The following is a 24276-nucleotide window of genomic DNA, read 5'->3' as shown; positions in this document are numbered from 1 at the left end:
TAAGATGCGGCCGGGACGGCTTATTCCAGCACCTGGTAAATGGTCACCGGTTTTGCTTTATTTTTCAGGGTCACCTCTCCGATCCGTTCACAGCGAAACGATTCTTTGGCTTTGTGATACGTTTCTTCGGTAATGATGATCTGCCCTGCTTTTGCAGCAGATTGAAGACGCTGGGCGAGGTTAACGGCATCGCCAATTACTGTATAATCCAGTCGTCTGAGGGATTCTGAACCGATATTACCCGATACCATTTCGCCTGAATTTATACCAACAGCGATCTGCGGTTTGTAGGATTTATCACCTGTCGTTATTTCCTCAACGTTATTAAGTTGCTCATTTACAGCGAGCGCAGCATCGATAGCGCGGTCAAGGTGAAAATCGCCTCTGAATACGGCCATCACGGCATCGCCCATAAATTTATCGACATGGCCGCCCTGTGCGACGATCTCGGTAACTATTTTATCAAACAGGCCGTTGATCAAGTTTACTACCGTATTGGCGGGCACGTTTTCTGTGATCGAGGTAAATCCGCATACATCTATAAACAGCACCGTGGCATCAACTACTTCATTTTTTAGCAGACTGTTCTCAAATTCTTTATGGGTCATAAAGCTCAGCACATTTTCGTCAACGTACATCTTCAGGATATTATTTTCTTTTATCGCCCTGATGGTATCCTGCAACTGCTTTACATAGAGAATGGTCTTTTCCATGGTCAGTTCCAGATCTTCAAAATCCACAGGCTTGACTACAAAATCAAAAGCTCCCCTGTTCATCGCTGTGCGGATGTTCTGCATATCGCCATAAGCAGATACCACTACCGCCTTTAACATTGGGTTGGCGTCCGGTAAATGGCTCAGCAGGGTAAGCCCGTCCATAACGGGCATATTGATGTCACTTAGTATAATATCAAGATCGGGGTGTTCTTTTACCCTTAACAGGGCTTCTTCCCCGTTTTGCGCAAACACAAATTCATAAACGTTCTCACGTATTTTCCGGCGGAACTTTTGTTTTATAAGCAGCTCCAGATCCGCTTCATCGTCAACTACTAGTATCTTGGCCATTCTATTCAGTAAAGAATTTAAGTTTCTCTTTCAGGAGGTTAAAATCGAGTGGTTTTGTTAAAAAATCATTGGCACCCTTTTCCATTGCCTGCCTGTGATTCTCTTCATCGCCATAAGCAGTGATCATGAATACTGTAGGCGGCGGGGCATCATACTCTTCCCTGATATGCGACAGCAGCTCAATGCCACTCATGCCGGGCATATTGATATCGGAAAGGATCAGCACTACTTCCGAATGCCGGCTTTCCAGATAGTCAAGGGCCTCTTCTCCGGAAAGGGCGAAATCAAATTCTATTTCATGGCTGCGTATTTCTTTGCGAAAGCGCTGTAAAAAAAGCGGCTGTACATCCGCTTCATCGTCTACTACCAATATCTTCATATGCCCATAAATATACTGTTTAATTTTTAGCCGGAATAGAGATGACAAATTCTGTGTATTCGCCTTCTGTACTGTTGATCTCTATTTTACCCCCATGTGCCTTCACCACGATGTCATGGCTCAGTGACAGGCCCAGGCCCGTTCCTTCTCCGGTTGGTTTGGTGGTAAAGAACGGTTGTAGTATTTTGTCTTTGATCTCATCCGGGATACCGGTGCCGTTATCTTTAACTTTAATCTCGAGTTCATCTTTTTTCCTCGCCGTACTGACTTCAATAGTCGGTCTATATCCTTCAATACCGAGTTTCTGCTTTCTCTGTACGGCATAAAAGGCATTGTTGAACAAATTGAGTAAAACCCGGCCTATGTCCTGCGGCACCATGTTCACTACTGCGATACCGTCTTCAAAATGCGTCACCAGCTCTGCATTAAAGCTCTTGTCCTTGGCACGCAGGCCGTGGTAGGCCAGCCTCAGGTATTCATCAGCCAGGTTGTTGATGTCAGTTGGTTCCATGGTGCTGCTGCTTGCCCGGCTGTGCTGCAGCATTCCTTTTACAATGCCATCGGCCCTTTTGCCGTGATGGCGGATCTTTTCCAGGTTCTGTTTAATGTCAGTAGCTATGGCAATGACCTCGTCGTTGTTCCCATTTGCCAGCTCTTCCTCCATCTCATCAATCAGTTCCATGCTGACTTCCGAGAAGTTGTTGACAAAGTTCAGAGGATTCTGTATCTCATGTGCAATGCCTGCTGTCAGTTCGCCGAGGGAGGCCAGCTTTTCCGATTGTATCAGTTGCTGTTGTGTGGTCTGCAGCAATTTAACTGCTTCCTGCAATTCGTTTTTTTGTTTGGTGAGCTCAGCTGTACGCTCTTCAACGAGTCTGTCCAGCTCGGTATTGCGTAAACTGACTGCCCGCAGTTCATCCTGTTGTTTTTTTGAAGAGGCCCAGCGGGCAAATATCCAGGCGAAGCCAAGAAGTATGGCACACTGGAAATAATAATCATAGTCGTGATAAAAGTTTTTGAAGAGCAGTTCAGCAAGACCCGTAATTACCGCGATTGCAATCAAAGGATAATGTGCCTCGAGAAAGGACCTTACCGGATTAAATTCCGGCATTCTCCTGATGTATTCTACAAGTGCAAGCAAAAATATGCCGCTCAGTAAAATATTAGTAATGTCACCAAATATGCTTTCGGTTCCGAGCCAAATGATCCAGACCAGCACACTGCTAACACTTAACATCTTGCCCCACTTTTCATAAAGCGGAGTGAATTTTATAGTTTTAATTAAGCGCCTTAACAGTAAAAAAGCCGCCAGGTAAACAAATATTTGCATGCTTTAAAAATAGCTGAGTTTGGCAATAAATGTAATTATTTAAATTTTAATATATTAGTCTGATAATGGCAGTTTACTATGCAGTTTAAAGAGGCCTGTGAATTTATTCTTGATAAGTTGCGGGGCGAGCTGCCCACGCATCTTACTTACCATAGTATTTACCATACCCTGGATGTATGCGGGGCCGCAAAACGCTTTGGCAAACTCGAAAACATCACTCCGGCCGAAATGAAGCTGCTATTGACTGCGGCCTGCTATCACGACTGCGGTTATCTGACCACTGCCACCGGCCACGAAGAACGATCCTGTACCATCGCTGAGGAGTTCTTGCCGGGCTTTGGATACAGCAGTGAGGATATAGCGGAGATCTGCGGAATGATCAGGGCGACCCGTTTGCCGCAGTCCCCGCAGACGCCGTTAGAGGAGATACTGGCCGATGCTGACCTGGATTACCTTGGACGCGAAGATTTTTTCACCATCAGTGACCAGTTGTTTTTAGAATTCGTTGCCCTCGGCCTTATTACAGATAAAAACCATTGGAACAGCGTACAGATAAAATTTTTCGAGAACCATCGTTATTTTACCGCAACTGCTATAAATTTGCGGCAGGCATATAAAGAAGAAAATCTGCAGCGAATTAAAGCCGCCTTAAAAAAGGATATTGAATGAAGAACACCAGCGTCCCCCAGTGGGTAACCGATACTGCTTACACCCTGATGGGAATTTTATTTTGCGCATTTGCTTTAAAAAGCTTCCTGATACCCAATAAATTCTTTGACGGTGGGGTAACGGGCATATCGCTGCTGATCCATGAGCTTTATCATTTGGACATCAGCTATATCATCGTACTTGCGAATATCCCTTTCATTGTCATGGGCGCTTATCATGTGAATAAGAGGTTCGCGGTGAAAACATTTGCGGCCGTAGTTGTACTCGGGCTTTGCCTGCAGTTTCTTCCATATCCGCAAATCACATCTGATAAATTGCTCGTCTCTATATTTGGCGGTGTATTTATGGGTATAGGTGTTGGACTTGCCATGCGGGGCGGCTGCGCGCTCGATGGCATCGAGGTGCTCGCACTCTATACCGGCAAGCGCATCAGTTTTACGATCAGCGAGATCATCCTGGGCATTAACATCATCATTTTCCTGATCGCGGCAATTGATCTGGGACTGCCTACTGCCTTATATTCCATCATGACTTATTATACTGCGTCGAAAACCATAAGTTTTGTCATAGAAGGGCTGGAAGAGTATACCGGGGTAACGATTATATCCGGCGAGAGCCAGCAGATAAAAGAACACCTGGTGATGGAACTTGGCCGTGGCATAACGGTCTATAAGGGCGAACGCGGCTTTCTTCGCGAGAGCTTTGATGTCAGCCAGCCGGTAGATATTGTCTTTACGGTAATCACCCGGCTTGAAGTCAGGCGCCTGCGCAACCTGGTCTATAAGATAGATCCTAAAGCTTTCATTTTCACCAGTACGATCAAAGAAGCCGCCGGAGGTGTACTAAAGAAGCGGGCGAGACATTAGTTCAATGTTTAAGACCTCTAAAGTGTCAGTTGATGCCCTTGCTGCTTAAATATTGTAATGCCTTTTCCAGGATGACATCTTTATTTTGGAGGACTGCTCCGAGCGTTTGTCTGACCGGTATATCGATTTTCACACCGGTCTGCTGGGTACCGGAGCGGTCCGGATAATAGATACCGTATCCGGAATACGAAATGCTGAGGCTTGCTCCCATCGGGATCTGGGTAACTATACCATCGGCACCAGCGGTTTGCCTGCCTATGGTTACAGCCCCGGGTATAGTTTGGAGGGCCATGACAGAATATTCGCCCTGACTCTGACTGCGCTCATCCGCAAGGATCAGCACTTTGCCCGGATAAATATTTTTATTGGTATTGCCCAGCCTGGGCGATAACTCCCATTTAAAATATCCTGGATTTTCCGGATCAAAGACCAGCGAATAGTTGATCGGCCGGCCGTCAGGCAGGAACATGTCAAAAATATTGTAGAATTCGTCATTATTGGGATAATTTCTCACATCAAAAATTACCGCCTGTTTGCTCTTAACCAGTGTTTTGATTTGTTCCAGGTTACCCTTCCAGATCTGTGATGCGTAGACATAAGCAATGGAGTTTCCAATGGTTTTGTAACCTGTCTCATTTCCTGTATAACCTGTAATGTCCTGCCACTTCTTCTCTGTTGATAAAATACAGGCGGCATTGGTTTTGAGCAGCTGCCCTGCTCTTTTGAGTGTCAGCTGCTGGTTTTGGTCTGGCGTATCAAAAAGCACCCAGTTCAGATAATGGTTTCTGGAGTTTTCATTTGATGCTGAAACATAAGGTCTCAGTCGTTTTATGCGTACGGATACCGGTTCTTTACCTACGGTTGTTACGATATCCCCTATTCTGATATTGGCTTTGCGGCACAAGCTGTCATTGGCCAGTTTGGTGACGACTACATTTCCATCTGCGATCGTTGTATAGAAGGGTGCAGTATATCTTCCAAAGATGTTGTCTTTGATGATGCTATAATTCCTGGATGAAGATACCTGGGAATGTCCGTCATTCAGTGTAACCGCCAGTTTTAGCAGTGTTTTATAATAACCTGCTGTATCATTTGCCGCGATCATTTCAGGTATAAACCTGCTTAGCATGCTGTCCCATTCCTTTCCGATCAGGTATTTATAAGGTGCGAAGTAGTTGATCGCATTGTAAAAACGCGCAAGGAATAACAAACGGTACCGTATATCAGGAAATCCAATGTTTTCATATGTCTTTTCGCCACTATAATCTGCGGTCATGTTCTGCAGTTTAATGTAACGGTTTGGCCCCTGGTTGCGATGGTCATAAATTTCCTGCAGCCTGACCTTTAGTGCCGAGTTGAGGAATGGAGACTGCATCCATCCAGCATTAAAATTCTTGCTAAACAGCTCGTCTGCGGGTATTGCGGCCACCCGCTTATCATCGGACTTAGCAGCTCCGATTATTGAAAGCAACTGCTGGCCGAACTTTTCTTTGCTGCTCGTTTTACGGATGTCTTCTATGTTGGCCATAAAAACGGAATCCCAGTCGGACTTTCCGGCGGCTACGTCCGGATGGTGGTATTTCAGGAAACCCCAGAGTCTGATGAAAATCTCAATTTTTTGAACAGGGGTCTGAGCGCCGGTCTGGCCGGGAAAGCATAAAAACAGGAGCATCAGCGTTAAAGGAGCGTAGAAAAAGCGTTTCATACCAGTATGTTTATGACGGGAAAATACGGCTTAATTTTAAAGCCTGCAAGACGCTTAAATTATTAACTTGCATTTGATTTCATAAATGCAAGTTAAATTCAATCCGTATGCTCACAGCTATTCATCCAAAATTACCAATGCGTGACAAGGCACTCACCAGGGATTTTTACCTAAACAAACTGGGTTTTCAGGAATTTGGAACTGCCGATTACGATGGCTATCTTATGGTAGAAAAAGACCGCATTCAAATTCATTTTTTTGAATTTAAAGAACTGGATCCAAAAGAAAATTATGGGCAGGTATACATCCGCACAGATGATATACAAGGATTGTTTCACTTTATCAAAAGCCAAAATGTCAACTGTACAAAATTGGAGCATAAACCCTGGATGCAAAGTGAATTTTCAGTTCTTGACCCTGACAACAATTTGCTTACTTTCGGGCAGAGTTTGTTTTAAACTTATGCATTAAATATTTCCAGATGAGAATAAGCTTTGCCTGTATAGTCTTACTGTTATTAACCCCAGGTATTGTTTTTTGTAAACAACCCGCGGTCACGATTGAATCTCTCAAATGCGAGCACCTTTTAGATCCTGCAGCGATCGAAAATCAACATCCTGTGCTGAGCTGGCAGCTGGCATTTGCCCAAAAAGCCAAAAGTCAAACGGCTTATCGCATTATAGCCGCTAGCAGCAGCGCTTTATTAGCGCAAAATAATGGAGATTATTGGGATAGCGGCAAAATATATTCCGCTAATTCTAACCAAATTATCTATCTGGGTAAAGCATTAACATCCAGAAAGAAGGTGTATTGGAAAGTGATGATCTGGGATGAAAGAAATAATCCTTCTAATTGGAGCCAGACCGCTTCCTGGTCTATGGGTCTGCTGCAGCCCGGCGATTGGGCGGCGAAATGGATCGGGTCTTTCGAAAATCCAAATCCGGATTCGGCGATAACTTACCCTGCGCCTTTTTTTCGTAAAGAAATTACCATAAAAAAACCCATAAAAAAAGCAACCGTTTATATCAGCGGCCTGGGTTTTTATGAATTGTTTCTAAATGGCAGAAAAATTGGTGACCAGGTACTGGCCCCGGCAGTGACCAATTATGATGTAAGACCGCTTAAAAAGCTGCTTTATCCTTATGATGATCAATCCAGCCAAAGAGTGCTTTATAATACTTTTGATGTCACCGGTAGTATCATCCGGGAAAGCAATGCGATTGGAATTCTGCTTGGTAATGGCTGGTACAATCAACGGGACCGAAGGGTTGAAGGTGACATGTGGTATGATATTCCAAAATTGATTTTCCAGCTTGAAATAGAATATACTGATGGAACCCGCAGCATCACTGGCTCTGACAGTACCTGGAAAACAACAACCGGCCCATTGTTAAAGGATGGCATTTTTACAGGCGAAAAATATGATGCACGACTGGAATTAGGTGCATGGGATAAAACCGGGTACAATGATAACAAATGGGTTAGGGCAATACTTGTTCGTCCGCCTGCCGGTATCTTACGTCCGCAAACTGCGCCTTTTGATAAAGTTACCCGGACCTTAAAGCCACATTTTGATGGCAAAATAAAGGATTCTGTTTATTCTTATCATTTAGAGGAAACCGTCTCAGGCTGGGCGTCCATAAGTGTTAAAGGGAAAGCAGGCAGCCGCCTTAAAATAAGGTATATCAGTGAGGAGGGTGAAGATTATGGTCAGATTGACAGTTATATTTTAAAGGGTTCTGGTGTGGAAAACTGGGAGCCAAAGTTTACCTGGCATGCATTCAGAAAAATCGAGGTCACTTCTTCAGATGTCATCCTTGGCCCGGAAAGTTTACTGATAAAAGATGTACATACGGATGTGGCATCAAATGGGAGTTTTGAATGTTCAAACCCATTTCTGAATAAAATAAATGCAGCCTACCTGAAAACACAGAACGCAAATTTTCATGGAAGTGTGAGCAGCGATTGCCCGCACAGGGAAAGGCTGGGTTATACCGGTGACGGGCAGGCAATTGTGGGAAGTTCGATATACTCCTATGATATGCTTCAGTTTTATCGAAAATGGTTTAATGATATGGACGATGCCAGGAATAAAAAAACCGGTTTTGTGACGCATACAGCACCGTTCGGTGGTGGAGGCGGTGGTCCGGCCTGGGGATCTGCATATGTGATTATGCCTTGGTCTTACTTTTCTTATTATGGCGACACCGCAATATTAGCCCAGCATTATTCCGGCATGAAACAATGGATTGAATACCTGGAAACCAGAACCGATAAAAATGGATTAGTGTCCAGGGAAGAGCCTAAAGGCTGGTGTTTGGGAGAATGGTGCACCCCCACGCAGGTTCAAATTCCGGAGCCTTTGGTAAATACCGCCTATTTCTACTATGTTACTGACATATTGACCAATGCTGCAAGGACATTGGGTAAAAATGATGATTGCTTAAGGTTCACAAATCTGGCTAAAGCGATAAAAACAAATTTTAATAAAGCCTATTATAATACTGCAAAGCAAACTTACTGGGAAGGAAGACAGGGGGCTAATGTATTTGCTTTGGCTTTTGGCCTTGTGCAAAAGGAAAACTATCTGCCGGTTTTCAATTCCTTATTAGACCATCTGAAAGAAATCAATTACCATTTTGACACCGGTATCCTGGGAACTCCCCTGTTATTAAAAGTGCTCTCCCAAAACGGCAGGGATGATATTGCCTATCAAATAATGAATCAAAAAGATTTTCCGGGTTTCGGCTATTTACTGGATGACAAAAACAGTACACTATGGGAATCATGGAATGGAGACGGCTCGCATTGCCATCCTATGTTCGGTAGTGTTGTGGAATGGTTCTATTCTGGTATTGCCGGTATAAAAGCTGATCCTGCAAGTGCCGGCATGAAGCATTTTATCATTGAGCCGCAACCTCTTGAGGATTTAAATTATTGCAAATCGTCCTATAATAGTTTATTTGGAAAAATACGCTCAGAGTGGAAAAAAGATAAAGAAAAAAATCTGGAGGTACTGATTGAAGTCCCTGAAAATACTTCAGCAACGTTTGTCTTACCCTATAATAAGATGAAAGTAGTGGATGATTCTGGCCGTCATATTTTGGCAAGAAAAATTAATGATAAATATCAGATTGAATTTAAATCCGGTGTATATCGGTTTGAAGTCTTATATCAGTAAAAAGAAACGAGGGAATAGCTTTTTGCCAGCCCTCGTTTCCGTATTGGGGTCAGGAATTTTAACAAGTCCGGAACCCGCTTATTCGGTTTCTGATTTTGCAGCAAAAACCATCTTATACACCAACCCTGCTAAAATTGCACCTGCTATTGGTGCCACCCAAAATAGCCAAAGCTGACCTAAAGCCTCACCACCGGCAAAAATGGTCTGACTGGTACTTCTTGCCGGATTAACGGAAGTATTGGTCACCGGTATGCTGATCAGGTGGATCAATGTTAAACTTAAACCTATGGCCAGTCCAGCAAACCCTTTGGGTGCACGGTCATCAGTTGCGCCTAAAATTACGAGCAGAAAAATAAAGGTCATCACGATTTCCGTCACGAGAGCGGCGGTCATATTGTATTTTCCAGGTGATAGCTCTCCATACCCGTTACTGGCAAAACTGCCAATGGAACTGCCGTTTCCGGTAACAATCACGCAAAGTAAACCGGCTGCTACGATCCCGCCCAACACCTGGGAGACGATGTAAGGGATCAGTTCTTTGCTGCTAAAGCGCCCGCCAATCCACAAACCAACAGACACTGCGGGATTTAAATGTGCTCCTGAGATGTGGCCCAATGAATAAGCAATAGTGACTACCGTTAATCCGAAAGCCAGGGATACGCCCAGAAAGCCAATGCCGGCATCAGGATAATTACACGCTAAGACGGCACTACCGCAGCCGCCGAGCACAAGCCAAAAGGTACCAATAAACTCTGCTACTAATTTTTTCATTTTAATTTGTTTTAGTGATGATTAATATTTTTGTTAAAGAAATTTAAACAGAATAATCGAATTATTCCTAATAAGAATAAATTGAACAGCCCGCAGAAATAGCCATTCAGTGTATAAACGTGATCAGATAAATAAAGAATTGTGTAAAAATTTTAACATAGAATCACGTTAACAGCGCGCAGTTATATACCGCATCTCTTAAAAATATGCCGGATAGCACAATCCAGCGTCGATTTTTTCGTATCTTTCAATATTTAATATCTTTCAGTATTTAATTTATACGTTCTCATGAAAGCCATATCATTCATCACCGATGGTGAACCCTATCCTACAGAGCTGAAGGGCCCATTATGTTTACACCCTGATCAACTGGTACTTGAGGCTATTGAGACCATGCTGGAACATGATGTGGAGGCCCTGACTGTCCATGAAAATGATGTTTGTGTTGGGGTTGTTTACTTAAAGGAACTCCTCTGGTTTCTAACTTGTGACAATAAAAACTACAACTTGCTGTTTCATAAATTCAATTTTGATTTGCGGAGTGCAGTTGCCGTTATTCAAAGAAAGTTATATCCCGATCAGGATTAAGAACCGGAATGCGGGGATTGACTCCGCCGGCTTGTGGTTATACCATTGTCATATTGTTTATACTTTTTTGTATAAAAAAGCTACTGCCTTATCTTTACAGTATGTTATTGCTGATTCCACTTAACAAAAACTGGAAGTCATGAAAGAAAAATCAGGTACACTGGAACAAGCCGTATTAAATGAATACAAATACGGATTTGTAACAGACATAGATACAGATGTAATTGCCAAAGGCCTTAGCGAAGACACCATCCGCCTTATTTCAAATAAAAAGAACGAACCGGAATGGATGCTGGACTGGCGGCTTAAGGCTTACAACCATTGGCTAAAGCTTGTAGAACCAAAATGGCCTAATGTAAAATACCCGCCTATCAATTATCAGGATATTATTTACTATGCCGCTCCTAAGCCCAAAAAACAATTAAATAGCCTTGACGAAGCTGATCCCGAATTGCTGGCCACTTTTGACAAATTGGGAATCTCACTTAATGAACAAAGGCGGCTTACAGGAGTAGCTGTAGATGTGGTGATGGACAGTGTATCTATCGCAACTTCCTTTAAAAAGCAGCTTTCAGAAATCGGGGTTATTTTTTGTTCAATCAGCGAGGCAATACAGGAACATCCCGAATTGGTAAAGAAATACCTTGGCTCGGTAGTTCCAATGACCGATAATTATTTTGCTGCATTAAATTCAGCTGTATTTACTGATGGTTCTTTCTGCTTTATTCCCAAAGGAGTACGCTGCCCAATGGAACTTTCTACCTACTTCCGCATCAATACAGAGAATGCAGGCCAGTTTGAGCGTACACTGATCATTGCAGAAGAGGAAAGTTATGTAAGTTATCTGGAAGGTTGTACAGCACCTCTGCGGGATGAAAATCAATTACACGCGGCCGTAGTAGAACTTGTTGCGCATACTAAAGCTGAGATTAAATATTCAACCGTACAAAACTGGTATCCGGGTGACAAAAATGGCCTCGGTGGTATCTACAACTTTGTGACCAAACGAGGTATGTGTAAAGGTGATCATTCAAAAATCTCCTGGACACAGGTAGAAACAGGATCTGCAATTACCTGGAAATACCCCAGTGTGATTTTAAAAGGTGATCATTCTATCGGCGAGTTCTACTCTGTTGCTTTTACCAATAATTATCAGCAGGCGGATACAGGTACAAAAATGATCCACCTTGGTAAAAATACAAGAAGCAGGATCGTCTCAAAAGGAATCTCGGCCGGCCATAGCCAAAACAGTTACCGTGGTTTAGTCAGGGCCGGCAAACAGGCAACCAATGCGCGTAATTACTCACAATGCGACTCTTTATTGCTAGGCGATAAATGTGGCGCGCATACCTTTCCCTATATAGAAGTTAAAAATAAAACTGCAATTGTAGAACACGAAGCAACCACTTCAAAAATCGGAGAAGATCAACTCTTTTATTGCAGGCAAAGAGGCATTGATGCAGAAACAGCGGTAGCCCTTATTGTAAATGGCTTTGCCAAAGAAGTAATGAACCAATTGCCCATGGAATTTGCCGTAGAAGCACAAAAACTACTTGCCGTTAGCATGGAAGGCAGTGTAGGTTAAATAAAATTTATAAGAATATGTTATCAGTAAAAAATATACACGCAAATATAGACGGAAGAGAGATCTTAAAGGGCATTAACCTCGATATAAAGCCAGGGGAAGTTCATGCGATTATGGGGCCAAATGGTTCTGGTAAAAGTACACTCGCATCTGTACTTGCCGGCAGAGATGAATATGAGGTTACCGAAGGCAATGTTTCTTTTTTAGGAAAGGACCTGTTGGGACTATCGACAGAAGACAGGGCCCGTGAAGGTTTGTTCCTTGCCTTCCAGTATCCGGTAGAAATACCCGGCGTAAGCACGACCAACTTTATTAAGGCTGCTGTAAATGAAAAGCGCAAATATCTGGGTCAGGAACCCCTTGATGCCGTCTCATTTTTAAAAATGATGAAGGAGAAGATGGCTCTGGTTGAAATAGACCAGCGTTTATTGAGCCGTTCTATCAATGAAGGTTTTTCAGGTGGAGAGAAAAAACGTAATGAGGTTTTCCAAATGGCCATGCTTGAACCCAAGCTTGCGATTATGGACGAGACCGACTCAGGCCTGGACATTGATGCGCTCCGTATCGTTGCCAAAGGCATCAATAAACTACGAAATCCTGACCGTGCAGTACTGCTTATAACCCACTACCAGCGTCTGCTCGATTATATTCAGCCAGATTATGTTCATGTCCTGTACAACGGCCGAATTGTTAAATCGGGCACTAAAGAACTGGCGCTTGAACTGGAAGAAAAAGGATATGACTTCATTACTGATGAGGTTGATTTAACTGCTGATCAATAACAGCGCATTTAAAAGAATTTACAATGAACGATATAGCTTATTTTAAGGATCAGTTTGAGCAGCTGCAGGAAGCAGATCCCAAAGGTACTATTGCCGGCTTAAGACAAAGTGGTTTTGATTCTTTTTCCAAAGCAGGTGTTCCCACGTTTCATGACGAAGATTGGAAATATACAAATGTGAGCAGTCTGTTTGACAAAGAATACCCTATAGCAGGGCTGTCCGGGGTTACTTTAGCAGATGTTGACGCCGTAAGGTTACCAGGCAGCGAACTGGCAAATGAGCTGGTTTTTGTAAATGGCCGTTTCGTAGCCGGGCTTTCCAATATTCGTTCAGGCATTTCAGATCTTATAGTATTGCCTCTTGAGGTGGCCGCCACTGGCGCTTATAAGGACCTGGTCGCGGCCCAGCTTGATCACAGCAGCAATTACCTGAGTGATGGGATCCATGCTTTGAATACTTCTTTCATCTGCGGCGGAGTTTTTATCCATGTACTTAAAGGAAAGGAACCTAAACATCCGGTTTATTTCTACCATATCTTAGACACAAGACAGCATCCTTCCCTTGCACAGCCAAGGAGCCTGGTCCTGGTTGATGAAAGCAGCCGGCTGCAATTAACAGAAACCTACGCAACTCTTGGTCCGTCGGACAGTTTTAACAACCAGGTGATGGAAATAGTGGTTAAAGAAAATGCTTTTGTTGAATATTACAAGATCCAGAACGATACCGCAAACGCCAGTCAGGTAAATACTACACATATCAGGCAGATCGGACGAAGCTATGTACACACCGTTACACTTACTTTAAACGGGGCCATAGTACGCAACAATATGAATCTGGTGCTTGACGCGAATGGCAACGAAACTCATCTTTACGGTCTGTACCTGTTAAAAGGAAAGAGCCACGCTGATAACCATACGCTGATCGATAATTTAAAACCAAATTGCTTTAGTAATCAGCTTTACAAAGGCATTGCAGATGATGCCTCGACGGCGGTATTCAATGGCCGCATCATGGTTCAGCCAGATGCCCAAAAAACCAATGCTTATCAGAGCAATAAGAACATCTTATTGTCAGACAATGCCACTATAAACACCAAACCGCAGCTTGAGATCTTTGCAGATGATGTTAAGTGTTCGCATGGGTGTACCGTAGGACAACTTGATGAGGAAGCTTTGTTCTATTTAAGGGCAAGGGGCATTCCCAAAGAAAGTGCCGAGGTGCTATTGCTGGAGGCTTTTGCCGCGGACATTGTTGAGCAGATTAAACCTGAGGTTTTACGTTCTTACGTAGCTAAACTGATTTACGAACATTTAGCAATTCAATAATATGGCCACATTAGATCTCAGACAACAGTTCCCTATTCTTAACCGCATGGTTAAGGGCAAACCCCTGGTGTATTTTGACAATGCTGCCACGGCCCAAAAACCACAGCGGGTTATTGATGCGCTCACCCATTATTATACACATTACAATGCCAATATCCATAGGGGTATTCATACGCTTGCAGAAGAAGCTACTGCTGCTTATGAAGCCGCCAGACATACAGCACAGGAATTCATTGGTGCAGCTGCACCAGAAGAGATCATTTTTACAAGAGGTACTACTGAGGGCATTAACCTGGTTGCTTATACCTGGGGCAGGCAGAACGTCGGAGCTGGTGATGAAATCATTATATCAGGTATGGAACATCATTCCAATATCGTTCCCTGGCAAATACTTTGCGAAGAAAAAGGCGCTATTTTAAAAGTCATTCCCGTTAATGATAATGGTGAGCTGGCGATGGATGTCTACAGATCGCTGCTTAGCAATAAGACCAAACTGGTCTCAGTTGTGCATGTATCTAATTCATTAGGCACAGTAAATCCGGTTAAAGAGATTATTGATGCCGCGCACCGGGCCGGTGCCAGAGTACTTCTTGACGGGGCACAATCGGCCGTACATATGGACATAGATGTACAGGCCATAAATTGTGATTTTTTCGCTTTTTCCGGCCACAAAGTATATGGCCCTACAGGTGTAGGCGTGCTCTATGGCAAAAAGGAACTGCTGGAAAGTATGCCGGTATTTCAAGGTGGCGGAGAGATGATCAAAGAAGTTACATTTGAAAAGACAATTTATAACGACCTGCCTTACAAATATGAAGCCGGTACACCAAACATAGCGGATACTATAGCTTTAAAAGCAGCCCTCGATTTTATTAGCGAAACTGGCAAACAACAGATCAGAGATCACGAAAATGAATTGCTTGCTTATGCTACAGCTCAATTGCAAGCCATCCCCGGCCTTACCATTATCGGCAATGCCAAAGAAAAGGTAAGCCTGGTATCTTTCATCATTAAAGACATACATCCCCAGGATGTTGGTGTTTTACTCGACAATCAGGGTATTGCCGTTAGAACCGGGCATCATTGTACACAACCTTTAATGGCACGTTTTGGAATCCCGGGTACAATAAGAGCATCGTTTGCCCTGTATAACCAAAAAGAAGAGATAGATGCATTGGTTACCAGCTTACATAAAACCATAAAAATGCTTTTGTAATGGATATTAAGCCGATAAATGATATAGAAAAAGATATTATTGAAGACTTCGGGCTGTTTGATTCCTGGGAAGATAAATACGAGTACATTATCGACATGGGTAAAAAGCTGGCTGTTCTTGAAGACGAACATAAGCTTGATGAAAACAAAATAAAGGGATGCCAGAGTACGGTATGGCTGGTGGCATCCTATGAAGATGGGCGCATATTTTTTAAGGCCGACAGCGATGCCGTTATTGTGAAGGGCTTGATAAGTATGCTGATCAGGGTATTGTCCGGCCATACCCCCGCCGAGATTATTGAGGCCCGCCTGGATTTTATTGGAGAGATTGGAATGATGACCCATTTGGCGCAGATACGTTCTAATGGTTTGCTGTCGATGATAAAGCAAATGAAGAATTATGCCATCGCCTTTCAGGCGATTGACAATCAACAAATTGATCATAAATAAATTAAAAGGTCATGGATAAAGAAGAATTAAAACAGAAAGTTATAGATTGTTTACAGACCATATACGATCCGGAAATTCCGGTTAGTATTTATGAACTGGGATTAATTTATGAAACTGAAATACTGCCTCCTTTAAACAATATACAGATTGTAATGACCCTTACGGCTCCCGGGTGTCCTGCCGCGCAATCCATACCATTGGAAGTGGAGGAAAAAGTAAAACAGATCGAAGGTGTCAATGAGGTTACTGTAATTGTGACCTGGGAGCCTGCCTGGAACAGAGATATGATGTCGGAAACAGCACGGTTTGAATTAGGGATGATGTAATATAGAAGAGGATGAAGATAACTGCTCAGGAAGAATACGGCTTAAGGATATTGCTGCACATTGCCAGACGTGAAAATAAAGAGGATGCGACTATCCCTATTATCAGTGAGGCCGAGGGTCTTTCTGCGGCGTATGTGGCAAAACTTACGCGGACACTTCGCCTTGCAGGATACCTTAAAAGTACGCCAGGCAATAAAGGGGGATATATATTAGCCAGGCCTGCTGCAGAGATTAATATTAACCAGGTAATGAAGATACTGGGCGGCTCTCTTTACAGCAAAAAATTTTGTGAGAATTACCCGGGTACTTTAAAACTTTGCACCAATTCTGTAGACTGCTCCGTTAGGTCGCTTTGGCAAATGATTCAATTTACGGTTGACCAGTTACTGGATAAAGTTACTTTGCAGGACCTGATGAGTTCTGAGGAAACAACAGGGCAGTTGCTGAACAAGATGATTGGAATTTGATTTGAAAGTTCTCTTGAAGATCATACAAACTTTCTGTTTTTTAAATTGTTGATGTGGAGGTTGAGATTTTTCCCTATTCATATTATGAAAATAAAATTTATTCAATTCATCGCATTGCTGTTATTGTTGCTGGTAACAGGATTATTCTGGGGAACCTGGTTTTCCCTGAGCCGGTCGATTGAGAATTTCTCAGCGGCCGAATTTATCCATATCGGCAAAATCATCATAAAAAATGTAGCCTTTCCTATGCGGATCATCCTTCCCTTATGCATACTCTCTGTTCTTTTATCGGTATGGTGGTATCCTTCCCGAAATTCGGCCGGGTTTTATTGGGGACTTGCCTCTCTCCTGCTGATCATCATTACCTTGCTGATTACTGTATTGATAGAAGTTCCGATTGACAACCAGATAAAATTATGGACAGCCTCGACGACACCTTCTGATTGGGAGGCAATTCGTGCTAAATGGCAGCTTTTTCACAGTCTGCGAACCGGTACCTCGCTGATGAGTTTTGCATCTTTTGCAATAACCATTATTTTTCATAGCGAAGGCCGGGGTAAGAAAACACTATAGTTTCAAATGGACTGTATACCTATTATCTATTAATTTTTGTAAATTGATCGGTATGTCAAACCTGCTTTACACACAATATGCATTGGTTAGAGATACCAGACAGGTAGTTTTTCAGTTTCTGGAAACACTGGTCGCCGGCGATATTTCAAAGCCTGTTTCTGTCTTCAGCGATAAAACCATTTCTTATATGTTTGTCCATATTGCCAACACTTATATCGCCTGGGCGGGCAATTTTGCCCTGAAAGGTGCTGATGGTTACCTGGACCAGGATGAGCCTCTGAATCTGACACAGCTCCAAAACCTGTTTGCCCAAATTGATGAGATCATGGGTCGTTTTATAGCTCATTTTGCAGCAGATCCAATGAAGCTTGTCAAAGGTTATAAATGGCCGGAAAAATACATTGAAACCGATGCTTACAGCATTTTTACTCACCTTATTACCCACGAGTTTCATCATAAGGGCCAGGCAATGACCATGGCCAGGCTGCTCGGCCACATACCTCCGGATACTGATGTGATGCGGTTTTAGAATGATTGAACCGAGCTCAATTGAATTACCACTCTTAAATGTAAAGATCAGTTTGTTGTTATCAAATAGCCATGAATCTAAAAGTCAAAGTGAACCCTTAAACCCCTTCAAATCTGAAAGTTGTGACCAGTCCATTTGCTCTTCTTTAACGGCCTTAAGTACATACTGAATATTCAACGCCGGCCAGAATACCACTTGTTTTAAAACTACAAAGGCGCTATTATGACCGGACCGAGATTGTTAATAATTGGCTATTCGAATATAACCAATATATATCGCTGGTGTATATTAAAGGCAATTTAGACGTCTGTCCCATGCTTGTGGTCAGAACACAATTAAGATGTGATACGCAAAAAAGCCTTTAGATGCTCTCCAAAGGCTTTCAGAAATACTTTTTTAAACAGTCTTTCCCATATGGGAAACTTTGTTTGCGCCCATCGAGGGACTGTTCTCGCATCATTTTATCGATGATTTGAAGAAAATTGCAAACTTGGACACGTTGTTTAACAGCGAACCCCTTAGTAGAGATTTCAAGCTTCGATATAAACGATGTTATACGGATCAGGAAAGGAGAAATAAGCCTTTAACACAGATTTGGGCTGAAAATGGATTTACAAAATACAAGACTGATTAATGTGCTAAAATTTCAACTTTTTCAAATTGGGATGATTTTGCTAGTGACGAAACTACAAAATCATCCCTACTAGAGATGCGGTAAAATGAACTCTTCTCTAGTAGGGATTTTTACGGCTGAAAAGCACCGAGATTTTGCACTTAAGGCATAAAATTCGTATTTTTACATTGGTAAATTTATAGTCTAATAAAAGAAATAATTATGTCCGCAGTTATTGAATTCGAAATCAAGAAGGAGCATTATCTGAGTACTATAAAGGCACTCCGTACAAAAAACTTCAGCAAAAACCTTCCATTTTTAATCCTTTCTGATAAGCTGCCTGATGGTCAAGTTTACAGGGAATTCGCCGACGGTCACATTGAACTTCAGGAAGTAAGTTCTAAAGGTGGAGTATTCGAATACCGTGTTATAAAAACCTTATCTAATATCGAAGCAAATCAAGTCAGGAAAGTACATGGATTACTCTAAGCCAACCTTATTGGTCATTTCGGGGCCAAATGGAGCTGGAAAATCAACGCATATTCAAACCATGTTACCAGAAGCATTTAATGGCATTTGGTCATTTGATAGAGATAATACCCGTATTGAATTCGAAAAGAAACTATCTAAGACCGGAGTAAACGCTAAAGAGTTACTACCAAAAGCGACCAGAATGATGGAAGAGAAACTGGTAGAAGAAATGAAAAGTGCCATTAAACAACGTAAACACTTTGTTCTGGAAACGCCATTATCACATCCAGACTATTGGAGATACATTGACTTGTTTGAAAATAACAGCTACCAAATCCAACTAAATTATTTGTGTCTGGACAAAGTTAGTGATTGCGTGGCAAGGGTTGGTCAAAGAGTAATGGAAGGCGGACATTATGTAGAGCCTTCAACAATTAAAGGTGTTTACGAACAAAATCTACGCTTCATCAACGATTTCACGTCATCTTTTAAAGTTATTGAACTTTATGATGGCACAAAAATACCAACACTACTCGCAAAACTGGAAAATGGTGAAGTTAAGTTTGCCTTAAAAAGTGCACTAAAGAAAAACTGGATTAAATCGGGACTACCGAATTTATCAGCCTCAATTAAACAGTACATAACTAATATAAAAAAGTTAAATTCCTAATACATATCAAAGCCGTAGATTTTATTTACATTTCCCTATGGAATTTAGGAAACAGCCCGTTTCCTAAATTCAAAAAACAAAAAAGCCCTAGATCTCTCTAAGGCTTTCTTCTGTGCACTTGTAGGGACTCGAACCCCAAACCTTCTCATCCGTAGTGAGATGCTCTATCCATTGAGCTACAAATGCATTTCCGTTTCGTTAACGGAATGCAAAAGTAATGCTTGAAATTCAATTTAGCAATTTTTTTAAGCAATTTATTCCGGAGGCTGTATTAATAAACTGTAAGCTAAGCCTGTACTACATCATTGAAGCTAATAACACAGATAATTACATCGCCATCCATCCAGGTTCACACATTCTTCACACCTTGTTCACACCAAAGCCACAAACAGGTACCTTTTTGTGAAGAAAGTGTGACTCAGGTGTGTTTCATGTGAGGACTTGCTCTTAACAAGACCTTGATCAATATGCGGTTTTACTACATTCTTCACCCTTCACTTTAAAAAAAACTCTCATCTCTTTTATAGTTATAACATCAAAATTAATGAATTTAGCAAAGACAAAAATCAATGTAAATAGAAATTACAAAGTATGGCAAGAATTACAAACGGAATCCTCGGTGGTTTCTCAGGAAAAGTAGGCACAGTAGTCGGCGCATCCTGGAGAGGAATTGACTACATTAGGGGCTTGCCCGAACCCAGCAACAAGCCCGCAACCGCTCTGCAGTTAGCTCAGCGCCTGAAGATGGTGCTTTTCAGGGGATTTTTACTAGGAGTGGACCAGATCATTGAGAACTGCTATCAAAATTACGAAAAGACCACACCGATGAATTCTGCGCTTTCTTACAATATGCAGTATGCGGTGACGGGCAGCTATCCGGATCTAAACATCGATTTTCCAAATCTCCTGTACAGTAAAGGAGATCTGCTTAGCGCATCATCCTTGAAAGTGGTTTCAACCGAAACAAATACCATCGATTTTACCTGGCAAAACGGTGATTTCAATAACTATCGCGGTGCGCAAGACCAGGTCAGTCTGGTGGCCTACAGCCCTGAAGGTTTGAAATTTGCGAAACTAACAGATGCCGGCGTCAGGGCCGATGAGGGCAGCCGCTTAATTTTCCCCGGAAAGTTTAGCGGACAGGTAGTCCACTGTTATCTGAGTTTTTATTCAAAAGCTTTTAGCATTGCCTCGACCAACGAATACCTCGGCGCAGTTACCGTGATTTGATCTGCTTGTCAAACAGTTCAAGCCCCTCTTCAAAACTGTGAGGAACATATCCCAGATCCTTTATGGCCTTGTCCAGCACGAAGCCTGTTTTTACAGGTCTTCTGGCTTTTTGGTTTAAAGAGGCAGAACTGATTTCGGTAACGCCCGACTGGTTCAGCTGCCAGTAATCTGCCACCCGTGTTACCAGTTCAGCCACACTCATCATATCCTTTCCTGAAATGTGGTAAATGCCCTGTGCTTTCTTTTCTACAGCAAGCAGACAGGCTATGGCAAGATCCTCTGCCAGCGTCGGCATGCGCCACTGGTCATTTACTACGTTTATAGGGTCACCCTTTTCCAGTGCATTTTTGGCCCACAGTACAATATTGCTCCGGCTCATATCGCTCACAATACCATATACTAATATAGTCCGGATGATGACCCAGTCGCAGGACGATGCGGCTATTGCTTCCTCTGCCCGAACCTTGGTAAGACCGTAATGACTTACCGGACTCGGCTCCGCAGCTTCGTCATATGGTCCGCTGGCACCGTCAAATATAAAATCGGTTGAAAGGTGGACCAGCTGTATTTGGTTTTTTTCACAAACGGAGATGAGCGTTTTAACTGCATCCACATTTAAGCGGTTCGCGAGATCCTGCTGTGCCTCGCAGGTATCAACATTGGTCATGGCAGCAGTATGAATAATTGCATCCGGCTGATAATGATGTACCACATTTCTCACATTCAGGGGATCCAGAATGTCCATCTCGGCATAGGTATACCCTTCCTGCACCGGAAAACGGTTTGCGCCCCTGGACGTGGCGATCAAATCAAACTGCCGGGTCTGCAGGATCTGTTCTGTGATCTTCTGACCTAAAAGACCGTTGCTGCCTGTTACTAATATCTTCTTCATTGACCGGCTCGATAAGATTTCAAATTTCAAAAATGCTAAATGATTTTAAACAGCCAAAACGAAGTATGATAAAGGCCCTTTTTCAGCTACCAAATTACCGAATAAAAAACTGTGGAAAAATTTTTTATTTATATATGTAATTCTTGTATTTAAATTTTAACTTTGCAAACCGAATTGTGAGCTTATAAAAGCGCCTTTAACAAATTGATATTTATAATTTTACCCAAAACAATATATGCCTAACATTGGAAAAATAGCGCAGATTATAGGACCGGTAGTTGACGTGAGTTTTGCTGACGCTGCTCATTTACCTCAAATCTTCTCTGCCTTAGAGATCGAAAAAGAAAACGGACAGAAGATCATTTTAGAAGTTCAGCAACATCTTGGTGAAGACCGTGTACGTGCGATTGCGATGGACTCGACTGACGGTTTGGTTCGCGGAATGGACGCAGTGGACACCGGAGCTCCTATTAAAATGCCGGTAGGCGACCAGATCAAAGGTCGTTTGTTCAATGTTGTTGGTGAAGCTATTGACGGGATCAATGCGGTTGACAAAACCGGTGGCCGCCCTATCCACAATGCTCCTCCTAAATTTGACGAGCTGTCTACTGAAACTGAGGTGCTCTTTACCGGTATTAAAGTGATTGACTTGCTTGAACCTTATGCAAAAGGCGGTAAGATCGGTTTGTTTGGTGGTGCGGGTGTTGGCAAGACGGTATTGATCATGGAATTGGTAAACAACATCGCTAAAGCTTATGCAGGTCTTTCTGTATTTGCCGGTGTGGGTGAACGTACACGTGAGGGTAATGATCTTTTGCGGGAGTTTATCGAATCTGGTGTAATCAACTATGGCGAAGACTTCCTCCATTCAATGGAAAAAGGCGGATGGGACCTGAAAACAGTTGATACTGAAAAATTAAAAGAATCTAAAGCAACATTGGTATTCGGTCAAATGAATGAGCCTCCTGGTGCACGTGCACGTGTGGCTTTATCAGGACTAACTGTTGCTGAATATTTCCGTGACGGTGATGGTCAGGGCGCAGGAAAAGATATCCTTTTCTTCGTTGACAACATTTTCCGTTTCACTCAGGCAGGCTCTGAGGTGTCGGCACTATTGGGCCGTATGCCTTCGGCGGTAGGTTACCAGCCAACGCTGGCTACTGAGATGGGTCTGATGCAGGAGCGTATTACTTCAACCAAACGCGGTTCCATTACATCTGTACAAGCAGTTTATGTACCCGCAGATGATTTAACTGACCCTGCTCCGGCGACTACTTTTGCCCACCTGGACGCGACTACAGTATTGTCCCGTAAAATTGCTGAGCTTGGTATCTACCCTGCTGTGGATCCTTTGGATTCTACTTCAAGGATCCTTTCTCCGGCTATTTTGGGTGATGAACACTACAACACTGCTCAGCGCGTGAAAGAAACGTTACAACGTTATAAAGAACTTCAGGACATCATTGCCATCCTGGGTATGGATGAACTTTCTGAGGAAGATAAACTGGTGGTATCGCGCGCACGCCGTGTTCAGCGTTTCTTATCTCAGCCTTTCCACGTAGCAGAGCAATTTACAGGTTTAAAAGGTGTTTTGGTTGACATCAAAGATACCATCAAAGGATTTAACATGATCATGGATGGCGAAGTTGATGAGTATCCTGAGGCTGCATTTAACCTTGTAGGAAGCATTGAAGAGGCAATTGAAAAAGGTAAAAAACTATTAGCTGAAGCAAACTAGTCACAAAAACAATGACACTAGAAATATTAACCCCAGACAAGAAAGTTTTTGAAGGCGAAGTAACCGCTGTTACAGTTCCCGGCACAATGGGTTCTTTCCAGATTTTGAGAGACCACGCGCCCATCATCTCCACTTTGGAAGATGGCCCTGTAATTGTAAAAGGCAAAGCCGGTGAGGATACCTTTAATATCAAAGGTGGCGTAGTGGAAGTTTTAAAAAACAAAATTATTGTGCTGGCCGAAGGGGTAGCTTAATATTTAATTTATTCAATATTGAAAGGCCCTTTGAAATTTCAAAGGGCTTTTTTATTTAAGCGGCCTCCGGTTTCGTCATTGCGGGGCACGAAACAATCTACACTACAATAATAAAAATTGCAAGGTCCGCAGAGCTCCGCTCCGGGAGATTGCTTCGTGCCTCGCAATGACGGGCGGGGTGATGAGCAGCGGCGTGACCAGGACAGGGCGATGAGGAGCGGCGTGATCAGGGCGGGGTGATGATGAGCGGGGTGATGATGAGCGGTATGACCAGGTCCGGGTGATGAGGAGCAGAGCAGTAATGGGCATGGCGGTAATGAGCAAAATAGCGATGGCTAAAGTGCGGGACAACAGACAGTAAAACGATCGTAATTTTGTCAACTTTTATTAACACTTTAAGCATTTTAGGAAGAAAATGGCACAATTTATAATGCTTGCATAAAACCTATACTGAATACCGATTTCATATTTGGTATAGAGACGTCCACTTTAAGAAATGTAATATGCGCATATATAAGTATTTAATTTGTTATATTCTTTAAATTTTGAAATTATATTTTTTTTCAATTATTTTCAATAGCCTATTGATAGTTTAAACTTCAA

At 42.6% G+C, this 24276-nt stretch carries 27 protein-coding genes and 1 tRNA gene; 20 read left to right on the top strand and 8 right to left on the bottom strand.

Going from position 1 to position 24276, the window contains the following annotated elements; all coding sequences use genetic code 11:
* Nucleotides 1-20: 20 nt before the first annotated feature.
* From QEP08_RS01015 to QEP08_RS01005, 3 genes are read right to left on the bottom strand one after another with little or no spacing between them, the layout of a single operon-like run.
* Nucleotides 21-1064, bottom strand: a complete 1044-nt coding sequence (locus QEP08_RS01015; RefSeq protein ID WP_285054727.1) for an adenylate/guanylate cyclase domain-containing protein — start codon at nucleotides 1062-1064, stop codon at nucleotides 21-23.
* A gap of 1 nt (nucleotide 1065) precedes the next feature.
* A complete protein-coding gene (locus tag QEP08_RS01010) occupies nucleotides 1066-1443 on the bottom strand; it encodes a response regulator (RefSeq protein ID WP_285054725.1) in 378 nt (125 codons plus the stop codon).
* A gap of 19 nt (nucleotides 1444-1462) precedes the next feature.
* Complete coding sequence (locus QEP08_RS01005; protein WP_285054723.1) at nucleotides 1463-2773, bottom strand: sensor histidine kinase; 1311 nt, start codon at nucleotides 2771-2773, stop codon at nucleotides 1463-1465.
* A gap of 78 nt (nucleotides 2774-2851) precedes the next feature.
* Between QEP08_RS01005 and QEP08_RS01000 the strand changes: the two genes are divergently transcribed.
* Nucleotides 2852-3442 (top strand): HD domain-containing protein, encoded by a 591-nt coding sequence (locus QEP08_RS01000; RefSeq protein WP_285054721.1) that lies wholly within the window; start codon nucleotides 2852-2854, stop codon nucleotides 3440-3442.
* On the top strand, nucleotides 3439-4308 hold the full coding sequence (locus QEP08_RS00995) for a YitT family protein (protein ID WP_285054720.1): 870 nt from the start codon (nucleotides 3439-3441) through the stop codon (nucleotides 4306-4308). The genes QEP08_RS01000 and QEP08_RS00995 overlap by 4 nt, the downstream gene beginning before the upstream one ends.
* A 25-nt stretch (nucleotides 4309-4333) precedes the next feature.
* Here the strand turns inward: QEP08_RS00995 and QEP08_RS00990 are convergent, their stop codons facing one another.
* Nucleotides 4334-6013 carry a S41 family peptidase gene (locus tag QEP08_RS00990; RefSeq protein ID WP_285054717.1) on the bottom strand — a complete coding sequence of 560 codons (1680 nt, stop codon included), beginning with the start codon at nucleotides 6011-6013 and terminating at the stop codon, nucleotides 4334-4336.
* Nucleotides 6014-6120: 107 nt separating this feature from the next.
* Here QEP08_RS00990 and QEP08_RS00985 point away from each other — a divergent pair, with 107 nt between their 5' ends.
* Together QEP08_RS00985 and QEP08_RS00980 are read left to right on the top strand one after the other, a co-directional pair.
* Complete coding sequence (locus tag QEP08_RS00985; RefSeq protein WP_285054714.1) at nucleotides 6121-6471, top strand: bleomycin resistance protein; 351 nt, start codon at nucleotides 6121-6123, stop codon at nucleotides 6469-6471.
* A 23-nt stretch (nucleotides 6472-6494) separates the two neighbouring features.
* On the top strand, nucleotides 6495-9194 hold the full coding sequence (locus QEP08_RS00980) for a family 78 glycoside hydrolase catalytic domain (protein WP_285054713.1): 2700 nt from the start codon (nucleotides 6495-6497) through the stop codon (nucleotides 9192-9194).
* A gap of 78 nt (nucleotides 9195-9272) precedes the next feature.
* Here QEP08_RS00980 and aqpZ read toward each other — a convergent pair whose 3' ends face one another.
* Nucleotides 9273-9965 carry an aquaporin Z gene (gene aqpZ, locus QEP08_RS00975; protein WP_285054711.1) on the bottom strand — a complete coding sequence of 231 codons (693 nt, stop codon included), beginning with the start codon at nucleotides 9963-9965 and terminating at the stop codon, nucleotides 9273-9275.
* A gap of 288 nt (nucleotides 9966-10253) precedes the next feature.
* On the opposite strand from aqpZ, the gene QEP08_RS00970 reads away from it, so the two are divergent.
* From QEP08_RS00970 to QEP08_RS00915, 12 genes are all read left to right on the top strand, one after another.
* Nucleotides 10254-10553, top strand: coding sequence for a CBS domain-containing protein (locus QEP08_RS00970; protein WP_285054709.1), 300 nt, complete (start codon nucleotides 10254-10256; stop codon nucleotides 10551-10553).
* 139 nt (nucleotides 10554-10692) lie between these two features.
* Complete coding sequence (gene sufB / locus QEP08_RS00965) at nucleotides 10693-12138, top strand: Fe-S cluster assembly protein SufB (RefSeq protein WP_285054707.1); 1446 nt, start codon at nucleotides 10693-10695, stop codon at nucleotides 12136-12138.
* 17 nt (nucleotides 12139-12155) lie between these two features.
* Nucleotides 12156-12920 carry a Fe-S cluster assembly ATPase SufC gene (gene sufC / locus QEP08_RS00960; protein ID WP_285054705.1) on the top strand — a complete coding sequence of 255 codons (765 nt, stop codon included), beginning with the start codon at nucleotides 12156-12158 and terminating at the stop codon, nucleotides 12918-12920.
* Between the two features lie 23 nt (nucleotides 12921-12943).
* A complete protein-coding gene (gene sufD, locus QEP08_RS00955) occupies nucleotides 12944-14245 on the top strand; it encodes a Fe-S cluster assembly protein SufD (RefSeq protein WP_285054702.1) in 1302 nt (433 codons plus the stop codon).
* A 1-nt stretch (nucleotide 14246) separates the two neighbouring features.
* Nucleotides 14247-15461, top strand: coding sequence for a cysteine desulfurase (locus tag QEP08_RS00950; protein ID WP_285054700.1), 1215 nt, complete (start codon nucleotides 14247-14249; stop codon nucleotides 15459-15461).
* The gene (locus QEP08_RS00945) at nucleotides 15461-15910 is read left to right on the top strand and encodes a SufE family protein (RefSeq protein ID WP_285054699.1); all 450 of its coding nucleotides are present in this window, start codon (nucleotides 15461-15463) and stop codon (nucleotides 15908-15910) included. Before QEP08_RS00950 ends, QEP08_RS00945 begins: the two co-directional genes overlap by 1 nt.
* A gap of 11 nt (nucleotides 15911-15921) precedes the next feature.
* Complete coding sequence (locus tag QEP08_RS00940) at nucleotides 15922-16236, top strand: iron-sulfur cluster assembly protein (RefSeq protein ID WP_285054697.1); 315 nt, start codon at nucleotides 15922-15924, stop codon at nucleotides 16234-16236.
* 11 nt (nucleotides 16237-16247) lie between these two features.
* Nucleotides 16248-16703 carry an RrF2 family transcriptional regulator gene (locus QEP08_RS00935; RefSeq protein WP_285054694.1) on the top strand — a complete coding sequence of 152 codons (456 nt, stop codon included), beginning with the start codon at nucleotides 16248-16250 and terminating at the stop codon, nucleotides 16701-16703.
* An 84-nt stretch (nucleotides 16704-16787) separates the two neighbouring features.
* A complete protein-coding gene (locus QEP08_RS00930) occupies nucleotides 16788-17276 on the top strand; it encodes an anthrone oxygenase family protein (RefSeq protein ID WP_285054692.1) in 489 nt (162 codons plus the stop codon).
* 52 nt (nucleotides 17277-17328) lie between these two features.
* Entirely contained in the window at nucleotides 17329-17805 is a 477-nt protein-coding gene (locus QEP08_RS00925; RefSeq protein WP_285054689.1) for a DinB family protein, read from the top strand.
* Nucleotides 17806-18640: 835 nt separating this feature from the next.
* Nucleotides 18641-18907 carry a hypothetical protein gene (locus QEP08_RS00920; RefSeq protein ID WP_285054688.1) on the top strand — a complete coding sequence of 89 codons (267 nt, stop codon included), beginning with the start codon at nucleotides 18641-18643 and terminating at the stop codon, nucleotides 18905-18907.
* Nucleotides 18894-19559, top strand: a complete 666-nt coding sequence (locus QEP08_RS00915) for a zeta toxin family protein (RefSeq protein ID WP_285054686.1) — start codon at nucleotides 18894-18896, stop codon at nucleotides 19557-19559. The genes QEP08_RS00920 and QEP08_RS00915 overlap by 14 nt, the downstream gene beginning before the upstream one ends.
* A 113-nt stretch (nucleotides 19560-19672) precedes the next feature.
* Here the strand turns inward: QEP08_RS00915 and QEP08_RS00910 are convergent.
* Nucleotides 19673-19745 (bottom strand) — tRNA-Arg (locus QEP08_RS00910).
* A 405-nt stretch (nucleotides 19746-20150) separates the two neighbouring features.
* On the opposite strand from QEP08_RS00910, the gene QEP08_RS00905 reads away from it, so the two are divergent.
* The gene (locus QEP08_RS00905; RefSeq protein ID WP_285054685.1) at nucleotides 20151-20789 is read left to right on the top strand and encodes a DUF6266 family protein; all 639 of its coding nucleotides are present in this window, start codon (nucleotides 20151-20153) and stop codon (nucleotides 20787-20789) included.
* Here QEP08_RS00905 and QEP08_RS00900 read toward each other — a convergent pair.
* Nucleotides 20776-21681, bottom strand: coding sequence for an SDR family oxidoreductase (locus QEP08_RS00900; RefSeq protein ID WP_285054682.1), 906 nt, complete (start codon nucleotides 21679-21681; stop codon nucleotides 20776-20778). The two genes, QEP08_RS00905 and QEP08_RS00900, sit on opposite strands and share 14 nt — an antisense overlap.
* 235 nt (nucleotides 21682-21916) lie before the next feature.
* On the opposite strand from QEP08_RS00900, the gene atpD reads away from it, so the two are divergent.
* The 3 genes from atpD (at nucleotide 21917) to QEP08_RS00885 (ending at nucleotide 23913) form a co-directional block, all read left to right on the top strand.
* Entirely contained in the window at nucleotides 21917-23419 is a 1503-nt protein-coding gene (gene atpD, locus QEP08_RS00895) for a F0F1 ATP synthase subunit beta (RefSeq protein ID WP_285054680.1), read from the top strand.
* A gap of 11 nt (nucleotides 23420-23430) precedes the next feature.
* Complete coding sequence (gene atpC, locus QEP08_RS00890; protein WP_285054678.1) at nucleotides 23431-23673, top strand: ATP synthase F1 subunit epsilon; 243 nt, start codon at nucleotides 23431-23433, stop codon at nucleotides 23671-23673.
* Between the two features lie 117 nt (nucleotides 23674-23790).
* Complete coding sequence (locus QEP08_RS00885; RefSeq protein ID WP_285054675.1) at nucleotides 23791-23913, top strand: hypothetical protein; 123 nt, start codon at nucleotides 23791-23793, stop codon at nucleotides 23911-23913.
* On the opposite strand, the gene QEP08_RS00880 is transcribed toward QEP08_RS00885, so the two are convergent.
* A complete protein-coding gene (locus tag QEP08_RS00880; protein ID WP_285054672.1) occupies nucleotides 23900-24067 on the bottom strand; it encodes a hypothetical protein in 168 nt (55 codons plus the stop codon). The genes QEP08_RS00885 and QEP08_RS00880 overlap by 14 nt on opposite strands.
* Between the last annotated feature and the right edge of the window lie 209 nt (nucleotides 24068-24276).

It is taken from the genome of Pedobacter ginsengisoli, from assembly GCF_030244015.1.
GTDB classification, from domain to species: domain Bacteria; phylum Bacteroidota; class Bacteroidia; order Sphingobacteriales; family Sphingobacteriaceae; genus Pedobacter; species Pedobacter ginsengisoli.
The sequence above is the reverse complement of the archived record's forward strand: the minus strand, read 5'-3'. Positions and strand labels throughout refer to the sequence as shown.